11 protein-coding genes and 2 pseudogenes are annotated in these 8,533 nt (G+C 59.7%); 4 read left to right on the forward strand and 9 right to left on the reverse strand.

Going from position 1 to position 8,533, the window contains the following annotated elements:
• Positions 1 to 640: 640 nt before the first annotated feature.
• Both YU3_RS41340 and YU3_RS42165 read right to left on the reverse strand, forming a co-directional pair.
• Positions 641 to 1,156, reverse strand: coding sequence for a hypothetical protein (locus YU3_RS41340; protein WP_198021705.1), 516 nt, complete (start codon positions 1,154 to 1,156; stop codon positions 641 to 643).
• Entirely contained in the window at positions 1,107 to 1,478 is a 372-nt protein-coding gene (locus YU3_RS42165; RefSeq protein ID WP_280797562.1) for a helix-turn-helix transcriptional regulator, read from the reverse strand. The genes YU3_RS41340 and YU3_RS42165 overlap by 50 nt, the downstream gene beginning before the upstream one ends.
• On the opposite strand from YU3_RS42165, the gene YU3_RS37275 reads away from it, so the two are divergent.
• On the forward strand, positions 1,430 to 2,221 hold the full coding sequence (locus tag YU3_RS37275) for a hypothetical protein (RefSeq protein WP_198021701.1): 792 nt from the start codon (positions 1,430 to 1,432) through the stop codon (positions 2,219 to 2,221). The two genes, YU3_RS42165 and YU3_RS37275, sit on opposite strands and share 49 nt — an antisense overlap.
• 597 nt (positions 2,222 to 2,818) lie before the next feature.
• On the opposite strand, the gene YU3_RS0123395 is transcribed toward YU3_RS37275, so the two are convergent.
• The 6 genes from YU3_RS0123395 to YU3_RS0123420 all read right to left on the reverse strand — a co-directional run bounded on the left by YU3_RS0123395 (position 2,819) and on the right by YU3_RS0123420 (position 5,506).
• Positions 2,819 to 3,070 carry a hypothetical protein gene (locus tag YU3_RS0123395; protein ID WP_027168516.1) on the reverse strand — a complete coding sequence of 84 codons (252 nt, stop codon included), beginning with the start codon at positions 3,068 to 3,070 and terminating at the stop codon, positions 2,819 to 2,821.
• Positions 3,067 to 3,495 carry a putative toxin-antitoxin system toxin component, PIN family gene (locus tag YU3_RS0123400; protein ID WP_036259300.1) on the reverse strand — a complete coding sequence of 143 codons (429 nt, stop codon included), beginning with the start codon at positions 3,493 to 3,495 and terminating at the stop codon, positions 3,067 to 3,069. The genes YU3_RS0123395 and YU3_RS0123400 overlap by 4 nt, the downstream gene beginning before the upstream one ends.
• 240 nt (positions 3,496 to 3,735) lie before the next feature.
• Positions 3,736 to 3,981, reverse strand: a complete 246-nt coding sequence (locus tag YU3_RS0123405) for a DUF982 domain-containing protein (protein WP_027168518.1) — start codon at positions 3,979 to 3,981, stop codon at positions 3,736 to 3,738.
• Positions 3,982 to 3,983: 2 nt separating this feature from the next.
• The gene (locus YU3_RS0123410; protein ID WP_027168519.1) at positions 3,984 to 4,205 is read right to left on the reverse strand and encodes a hypothetical protein; all 222 of its coding nucleotides are present in this window, start codon (positions 4,203 to 4,205) and stop codon (positions 3,984 to 3,986) included.
• 129 nt (positions 4,206 to 4,334) lie between these two features.
• Entirely contained in the window at positions 4,335 to 4,514 is a 180-nt protein-coding gene (locus YU3_RS0123415; protein ID WP_036259303.1) for a hypothetical protein, read from the reverse strand.
• 548 nt (positions 4,515 to 5,062) lie between these two features.
• Positions 5,063 to 5,506: a hypothetical protein gene (locus tag YU3_RS0123420; protein ID WP_027168521.1), complete on the reverse strand. Its 444-nt coding sequence runs from the start codon at positions 5,504 to 5,506 to the stop codon at positions 5,063 to 5,065.
• Positions 5,507 to 5,631: 125 nt separating this feature from the next.
• Here YU3_RS0123420 and YU3_RS37280 point away from each other — a divergent pair.
• Positions 5,632 to 5,955, forward strand: a pseudogene (locus tag YU3_RS37280) (recombinase family protein); the annotation flags it as partial.
• Here the strand turns inward: YU3_RS37280 and YU3_RS41810 are convergent.
• Positions 5,837 to 6,187, reverse strand: a pseudogene (locus YU3_RS41810) (transposase). The pseudogenes YU3_RS37280 and YU3_RS41810 sit on opposite strands and share 119 nt — an antisense overlap.
• Positions 6,188 to 6,509: 322 nt before the next feature.
• Here YU3_RS41810 and YU3_RS0123440 point away from each other — a divergent pair.
• Positions 6,510 to 6,734, forward strand: a complete 225-nt coding sequence (locus YU3_RS0123440; RefSeq protein WP_156913575.1) for a hypothetical protein — start codon at positions 6,510 to 6,512, stop codon at positions 6,732 to 6,734.
• A gap of 448 nt (positions 6,735 to 7,182) precedes the next feature.
• Positions 7,183 to 8,533, forward strand: a 1,351-nt coding sequence (locus YU3_RS0123450) for a VCBS domain-containing protein (protein WP_027168523.1), incomplete at its 3' end; no start/stop codon positions are given.

Genomic DNA, 8,533 nt, shown 5'->3' on the forward strand with positions numbered 1-8,533 from the left:
GAACGTCCGCTATCGACTTCGGACGCAGAAGCTGCCGGTCCGCTTCGAGCCCTAATGCTGCCTGTCTGAAATGCGTCAGGTGTCGGTCAAGGAGTAGCGCGACTGTGATCGGAAGATGACAACTTGGCCGTGGACTGTCCGCCGGCCGCCCTCTGCCGCCGTGATATTCGAGCATGATGTCGATCAGCGCTCTGACTTTCCGCGGCGGGAAGTCCCCCGGAGGACGCACCACATAAAGCCCCGCCGCGAAAGGCGTGATATCCGGCAGCGGCGCGACGAGGGCGCCGGAGCTATGTGGAGTTCGATCCGGAAATCCGGCAATAACGCCATGCCGAGCGCGGCCAGTGCCGCCGATAGCAGCGCTTCGCCATTGTCTGCCTTGAAACGGCCCCGGGGGTGCAACCGTGAATGTCTTGCCTCCGTCGATGAAGCGCCACGGCGCTATGCCCTGCTCATGGCCGCGCGGTTGAGGCCGCACACCGAATGGCGAGACATAGAGACGGATTTTGGCGGAGAGATAGGCCTCTTTAAACTTCACTGTCGGAGAGGGTAAAAATCCGCAATTTTTATTTTCCAGCGGCCAACGGCGCGCGGTCGGGCTGTCGTTCGTATTCGCGATCCATCTCTCTCTCCGCCATGGTCAAAGCTCCAAACGCTGCTTCTCGACGATCCGGTCCAGCACATCGACGATTTTCGTGCGATGAATCTGGTGGAGGCTCTGTTCGCCATTAGGCAACAGAACCGCCAAGTGGTCGTGGCTGTCGAAGAGCCGGCTCTGGCTGACGTGTTGTGCCGTCGCTTGCGCAGCACCGCGATCGAAAAGGGCGCCGCTCCGATCTCGCGATGAAACCGGGCGGCACCGCGTATGTGGAGAAGGACAAGACTGTGACGCCTCTACCATCCAGCGTGTTGGATTTAGCAAAAGCTTCATAACCGCGCTCCTACGATGCCCCTTTCCAACGGGTTGGGATTGCCCCGACGAGGCATTGACTTTCAGCAGTTCGCTACGCTCACCTCTACGACGGCATAGGAGCATGTCTGCTATCCAACCGTTGAACCATGAATGTCGGTTCGGGTCAAATTTGCCCTTTGCTGCTAAGGATAGACTAGTCATCGTCAGATCGACGAGCCAGCCGAACACCAGCGCCGCCACCATTCTCTGGGATGAACTCCATACCGGCAGCCTCTAATGCTTGGCGGATCGCTGCCATATTGTTCGGGTGTGGGACGCGGGTACCTCGCTCAAAATCAACTACGGTGGGCCGTGAGACCTTGGCAGCGTCCGCTAACTCGCTCTGACTCATTCCCAACATCGCGCGAGCGCCCCGACACTGTGCAGCTGAAATTTTACTATGAGCCAAATGTATGTCTCTAAGGTTGACTTTTTGCGAATAGCTTGTCAAATTGTCAAAGGATTTACGCTGCGACAATGTTCGCGGCCGAACAGGATGTTTGCACCATCCCGTCCGGCCTACCACAACCCAAGCTGATTGGAGCTCGGATCATGGCTGATTCCGACAATAGCATGACTCCGCCTTTCGTCACCCGCAGGCGAGTGCTTGCGGGAGGGATGATCACGTCCACCACTTTGCTGCTTGAGAAAAGTGCGCTTGCCGGCAACACTGTTGTAACGAGTCCGCCTCCCGACCCAGCGCTTGCGCTTTGGCGGGAGTGGGAGACGGCCCACAAGCTGAGCGAGCGGCTTTGCCGCAGCCAGCAGCGCCTGGAGACGAGGCTTGTCGAGAGCGTCGGCTTTCCTTGTGTGACCGTTCGCCTGCCCGAGGGTGGGAACGTGACGGTCCATTCGATCGCGGCGCTCTATGAATTGCTCGGGAAAGGGCCAGATATGGTGGCTCTCCGCGAGAAGGCCGAATTTGATTTCGCAGCACACCAGTCACGCTGGGATGCGACTGCCGAGGAAACCGGTTACACGGCCGCGCTCAGAGCTGAGCGCGAGGCTGGCGACCGGGCGGAGGATCTGCTGGAAGCGTTCTCGACGACCCCCGCCACGACTCTCGCCGGTGTGGCGGGCAAGCTCGATGCCGTGTTGCGCGAGGGCGAGGCCTGGCAGGAATGCTCGGAGTTCCCCTGGCCGCAAATCCGCTCGGCGCTCAGCGATCTCGTGTGCATCGCCCGGCAGACGATGCCGGAACAGTTCTTTCACAGCGAGCGGCGTCGCAAGCTTTGCACGCGACGGGCTGGCTGCTGTTCTCGCGCCTGAAAGACGAAGATGGAGACGAGCCATGAAGAACCGTCCAGCCCAACGTCCGGCTCCAGCCGAGAGTCCCACAAATTACAGTGAAGCGTCTGCCTCCCGTCACCCTTCAGCCCCAGCGAGTTGGCAGCACTGGACGCTCCTGCATCTCACCACCCGGCGGCGAGCGATCCCGATTTGGTGGACGCCTTCAACCGCGACGCCGCCTTGAAGAAATGGACGGTGCCTGAAGCTGCAGAGGCAGCGAAAGCCTTTTGGGGAAAGACAGCCGCGACCGCAATCGCCTGTTGCGCCTTCCCGGCGCACTGCGACGGGAGGACACAGGAGTTCCGATTCTGGTTTCGGGTATTCACCGACCTTCAAGGTGAGGCACCCCGATTCCGAAGCGGAAGCAGTGTCCGCGAAGACTCGTTGATGCTTTTTCCCGGCCAGCGAGCGGTCCGCTTGTCGAGAGCAAACCGGGCCGAAGCCAGCCCATCAAGGCCACAGCCGCTACGCGGTGGTGTGTGCCGCGCCAGCTGTGACCGGCAGTTTTCGGTCAGGCGAACGCTTCGGACACCGGCAGGCTCCGTTACGAGCGATACCGCTCCATCCCAGGGAGTACTACTCCGGAAATTCGTCGCCTTTGATCGGCGCCTTGCCTCTGCCGGCCCGCTTCAGAATGTCCAGCGCCTTAGGGATGTCGGCACGGGCAGCGCGTTCCTGAAAATAACTTTCCGTGCGCAACGCCGAAAGCTTCTCGGCGACCGCCACATTAATGAACTGATTGAGCGGCACGCCTTCGCTCTCAGCCACTTTGCGCGCCTCATCCAGAAGCGAGAACTGAAGCCGCAGTGCGAAATTGCTTCTCCTCATGTCTTTCTCTCCAATCGTCTCAGCGCTTCACCCGGCGACAGGACAATCGTACCGAAGCGCTCGGCCACCTTGTCGAAATCGCGTAGATTGAACGTCACTATAGCATCCGCCCGTCCGTTTACCGCAGCTTCCAACACCATGTCGTCGTCCGGGTCACGTACGGCGGGCCGCCAGAGAAAGACAAGGCGAACCGGCTCGGCGACGGCCGCCACGGCATCTAGCAGCGTGTTCACATCCTCGGCCGACAACCCGGACGCCTCCAGGTGCTCGGGCCTTGTCATGACCGCCTGATACTCGATCATCAACGTCACCGAAACGACGAGCGTCAGCCGGCGCTCCAAAGCCGCCACTAAGAGTTGGTGCGAGGCGCCAGCGTCACTTCGGATCGCCGCCACCATAATCGCCGTATCGAGAAGCAGTCTCATACAGGCATATTGGATATCGCGCGCGATATTGCAAGAGGGCCGAGCTTTTGGCAATTTGCCTGGCTTCGGGAAGTCACCGGGAAGGAAGTGGAGTTCATCCGGCGGAACGGGGCGGGACCGGGGCAGCGCCTTAGCGACAGCTAACGTAGCTGGGAACGGCTGCCGGACTTTCCGTACGAAAGGCCGCCGGCCTAGCTCGAATGTGCCATGTTTTCGCGAGGCGTGGCTCGCAGCAAGAACCTATCCAGGTGGTAGGAACATGCTCTCTTCCTTAGCCGCCGCCTCGAATGCCCTACGAGCATCCTGCGAGGGCGCGTTGCCTTCGATGGCGGCCATACAGGTCTCGACCGCCTGCTTCCACTTGGGGCCGCGCTTGGTCCATTTCAGGAGCTGCTCGACGGCACCCTCGACGTGGCTGACCCCGAAGCGGATCCCAGTGCGGTCAGTCCTGACGTAGACCGGAGGGTTGAACCAGTGGAGAGCCATGGCTACTCGCGACTGTCAAAGGCGACGAACAGGCCGAAAGCGGTTGCAACGGTCACGATAGTCTCGGTTAGCTCTTCATCGGTTTCCAGCAAATGTGGTGCAGCCTCCCGAGCTTGTTCCATCGCCGCTTTGAACGAAACAAGGTCTCCGGGCTTTGCCTTTTCGAGGAGTTCGACAATTACCTGTTCTGCCGTCAGAACTGGGCCGACGCTATGGACGCTCATGCGACCCGCCCTCAAAGGACGCCAACGACACCCGATCTTGATCCTCTGCGTGAACGAAATCAAATAGATGTTCGAGACGTGTCGACCTTGCTGACGGAATGGTTGACGAAACTGTTATAGGGAGAGGTCCTAAGTATCGTCCCGCTGTTCCCTATCGCGGCAGTTTAGAAGGTCGACCAAATCGTCGGCCTCTTCGATGGGCATGTCGATCAATGGGACGCCCGCCTCTATCACCGGCAGCCCGGTGAATACGTCTACGATGTCCCACGTGCCTTCAGGTGTTTTCTCTATGTCGTAACGTTGGGCCATGGTGAACTTCGGGGCGAGAATATCTAACGCGTTTAGCGGGTTGTCCGTTTGGAGTCCGGCATTGGATCCTGATTGGCCTGCTGCAGCGCCTCAAGTAATAAAGCGAGAGGACGCGGCAATCCTGGGTCGACGGCTAGAATTTAGCATGACGCGCAACCGCCGACGATTGTCTTCCGAACGGATCAGTTGCTGCATGTCCTCTTCAACAGACTTCTGCCCTGTTCTGTCAAACTCTGCCATTTCCGGAGATCCTTCGGGTGCGGTCGAAACTCGGCCACCACGAAATGGTTCCGAGAATGGAGGGGGCCGTTCAAACTGACGAAAAAATCCGAGGGGTCGAACTCAACAGTTGCAGCAGCGCATATCTCCCGGCGGGGTCGCGCCCGGCCCCACGCTCGGCCACCAATAGGCCTCTTTCGTGCCGTAGCGGCCGGAGCGGCTTCCACGGGTTCGCTGGTGTAGGACATCGGGCAGACCCGAATGCCTCTCTACCACTCATTTGTCAGGCACAACGAACGCTGACATTCGACAGAGGGCACCTGGTCATCTCACATGGGCGGATGGTTTTGCTTTGCCGCCTCCTCGATCAATTTCGCAAGGAAGTTGCGGAACCTCTCGTCGGACCTTTCGCCTATATTGCCCACATCCTCCGCCACCATGCCGGGTGCCGAGACAGATACCTCCCCGCTGACCGGAACTGTGACTGTGAAGGTCCTTACAGCTGAATTCTCATCTCGTCCCTTTGGGTAGACTTGAAACCTCACAGAGGGTGCTACCACTTTGACTTGACTGTCCGGCGCGGTGTCTATCTCGATGGTCACATCTTCCGCTACCTCGCCCTTGGCTGCCTTCAGAACTGCAACCACAACCTCATCCAACCAAGCTTTGGCCTGTGCGCCGAAGTCTGCCAACGGAGCGTCCTCTTCCGCACGAACCTCGTGCTGGCGTTGGGCCTTCTTGCCGCGTTCGAGGGCGTCTTTGAATTTTGACATCGTAGTCACCTTCCCCTGATCAAGGCTTCCGCTGTCAATTCAACGTGCATGTTCGCTTCATGTTGCGTGGGGACGAGCGACGGTGCGTCTAATCGGACATGCGGGTGGCCCAATGTACGGGCGGACGGCTCCGCGATATGCTGCGGCGAGGAGACATGCTGGTGGTCCGCTGGGTGGACCGGCTGGGCCGCAACTACCAGGACGTTTGCGACACAATCCGGGAGTTCATGCGCAAGGGTGTGGTGGTCCGCACGGTGATCAACAACATGACCTTCGACGGCGCGACCAAAGACCCGATGCAGATGGCGGTGCGGGACGCACTGATAGGCTTCATGGCGGCAACCGCACAAGTGCAGGCCGAACCCTCGAAAGAGGCCCAGCGGGCAGGGATAGAGGCCGCTCGGGCGCAGGAAGACCGCTACCGGGGCCGCAAGCCGAGCTATGACAGAGCCGCGCGACCAACCGTTCGAGCGCTGTGATCCGGGCTTCGTATTCCTGGATCAGGTCGGCAGCCTGCGCATCATCGTCGAACGCGCCTTGCTCATATTTGCGGACCTAGATGCGGATCAGGTTGCGCGAGACATCGTGGTGCTTAGCCAAGCCGTGCAGTGTCTCGCCGGCGATGAACTCCTGCGCGACCTGGCGTTTGAACTCGATGCTGTGACTGCGGTGCTTTGCCATGGGTTCTCTCTCCGAAAACCCGGAAGGCTGGTCAATCCACACATTCCGATCTGTCCACCCTCAGGGGCGCACTCCAATCAGGGGTCAAAGTTCGGCGCCGATTGACATAGGTCTCCTACTCGAAGCGGCAGCCTCACACCTCGTTGCGATATTGCGTGCGACCAGGGTCAAGGTCTAACATTTTGGGAATTAACCGAAATTCTCCTTCGCGGCTGCGTCCTCGATACGCGAATTCTTTCGGCCGCCGCCGAAAAGGTCGGCATTTTCTTTGTTTCCCACCTCGGTGATGAAACGCTTTCCGCCTCAGAGAAAGAGGGTGGAAATGAGCAACGTCAGCGACGCGAGAACAATCCCGGTGCTGGATTTTTCCGGCTACAATTCCGATCCGGACTCCCGCAGGCGATTCCTCGAGAGCTCCGGCGCGCAGCACGCGATGTGGGTTTCTTCTATCTCGAAAGCCGACATTGCGGCCGTCAAACTGGAAATCCTGGTTGCGCCGGACGCGGGCGTTCAAGGGCGTTTCCCGATGAATCAAGATGACGCCTGAGGGCCCATCCCGATCGTAGGGCGGATGGGTGAGTTCCCGAAGGGCAAGTTAGAAACATGCACGTACAAGTACGCATAATGGCATTAACCCTTCATTCGATTGGACGTTGACCCTTGCTTCCGTAGAGTTAATAATGTCCTAATATAAAGGTAGCGTGAACATCTCCCGACCGGCAACAACGAGTCATGGCGCTACTGGGGTTAGGGAAACGCAAGGCGGGGATCATAGCCGTCGTAGCAATCATCATTGAGCCACCACCTGTCTGGTGGATTGCCACGCTTATGCTGGCTATCCGCGGGCGGGAGCGAGGGGTTGCGGCTCGGTGCATTGATCGCTCCCACCTCACGTAACTGAGCGCCGAACGCCATAAAGGTTTCGGCATGGGGTTGTCGGCCGTCACGTGCGGCCACGAGCAGATGCGCCGCGTCTGCCGACAGGGGGATAAAAAATGGCCACTCAGCAGGTTGCCGGCGCAGGCGGCACGACTGTTTCCTTCTCCAACACGCCGCAGGCCAAGGATGAGGTCCTTTTCTTTTCAGAGGATTCGACTGGCGTTCTGATCCTGAATGTATTGGCGAATGATCTGGGAGGTGCGGCCAAGCAGCTCTATTCCATCGACGACTCGATTAGTGCATCGACAGCAACGAAAACACCCGCGCCGTCGGACTTGCTGGTGCGCGACACCACATATTCCAGCGACAGCGTAGCGCTTGCCGGCGCTCCAGGGACGCCCCCGACCACCGACCTGAGCTATCTGGGGGCCCGTATTTGGATCGCCAGTGATGGCACGATCCACTACAACACGGCGGATATCAATACGCTGTTGCAGTCGCTTGCGCAGGGGCAGGTTCTTACTGACAAGCTGACTTACGCCATTCAGCTCGGCAACGGCACGCTGAGCTGGGCTACGACCACAATTCAGTTCACCGGCACCAACGACAAGCCGGTAATTGGTGCAGCCACCATTGTGGGCGCTGTTACAGAGGATGCCCATACCCCCACCGAGACCGCCGGCGGAACTATCGCGTTCAGCGACGTCGACCTCAACGACATGCATCTGGTCTCAGCTGCGTTCAAGGGCACCGATTATAGCGGCCAGCTCGGATCGCTCGCCGCTATGAAGACGACTGACACCACAGGCACCGGCTCCGGCGGCCTGATAACCTGGACCTTCACGGCCTCGGATGCTGCGCTCAACCAGCTTGCGGCCGGCCAGACCGTGCACGAGACCTATACCGTCACGCTTGATGACCAACATGGTGGTGTCATAACCCGCGATGTTGTTATCACCATCACTGGCACCAATGATGTGCCGGTGATTGGCGCCGCCACGCTTGCGGGCGCCGTTACCGAGGACGCCCATACTCCGACCGAGACCGCAGGTGGAACCATTGCGTTCAGCGATGTCGACCTTACCGACGTGCACCTGGTCTCGGCGGTGTTCAAGGGCACCGACTATAGCGGCCAGCTTGGTTCGCTCAACGCGGTCAAGACGACCGACACCACAGGCACCGGGTCCGGCGGCCTGGTCACCTGGACGTTTACTGCTGCGGATTCGGCCCTCGACAAGCTCGCGGCCGGCCAGGTCGTGCATGAGACCTATACCGTCACGCTCGACGACCAGCATGGCGGTGTCATCACCCGCGATGTCGTCGTCACCATCACCGGCACCAACGACGCGCCGATCATCACGGCGCATGACGACGGCGCGGTCTCGGAAGGCGACGACAACGCCGCCGCCCGCACCACCTCGGGCACCGTCACCTACGGCGATGTCGACACCTCCGACACCCACACCC

The sequence above is a fragment of the Mesorhizobium sp. WSM3224 genome (assembly GCF_000427725.1).
Lineage (GTDB): Bacteria > Pseudomonadota > Alphaproteobacteria > Rhizobiales > Rhizobiaceae > Mesorhizobium.

Bases quoted from the DNA above. Each gene is read 5' to 3' on its own strand.
- YU3_RS41340 (WP_198021705.1), bottom strand. From the start codon at position 1,156: ATGGTGGCGGCGCTGGTGTTCGGCTGGCTCGTCGATCTGACGATGACT.
- YU3_RS37275 (WP_198021701.1), top strand. From the start codon at position 1,430: ATGTTCGCGGCCGAACAGGATGTTTGCACCATCCCGTCCGGCCTACCA.
- YU3_RS0123395 (WP_027168516.1), bottom strand. From the start codon at position 3,070: ATGAGGAGAAGCAATTTCGCACTGCGGCTTCAGTTCTCGCTTCTGGAT.
- YU3_RS0123400 (WP_036259300.1), bottom strand. From the start codon at position 3,495: ATGAGACTGCTTCTCGATACGGCGATTATGGTGGCGGCGATCCGAAGT.
- YU3_RS0123405 (WP_027168518.1), bottom strand. From the start codon at position 3,981: ATGGCTCTCCACTGGTTCAACCCTCCGGTCTACGTCAGGACTGACCGC.
- YU3_RS0123410 (WP_027168519.1), bottom strand. From the start codon at position 4,205: ATGAGCGTCCATAGCGTCGGCCCAGTTCTGACGGCAGAACAGGTAATT.
- YU3_RS0123415 (WP_036259303.1), bottom strand. From the start codon at position 4,514: ATGGCCCAACGTTACGACATAGAGAAAACACCTGAAGGCACGTGGGAC.
- YU3_RS0123420 (WP_027168521.1), bottom strand. From the start codon at position 5,506: ATGTCAAAATTCAAAGACGCCCTCGAACGCGGCAAGAAGGCCCAACGC.
- YU3_RS0123440 (WP_156913575.1), top strand. From the start codon at position 6,510: ATGAGCAACGTCAGCGACGCGAGAACAATCCCGGTGCTGGATTTTTCC.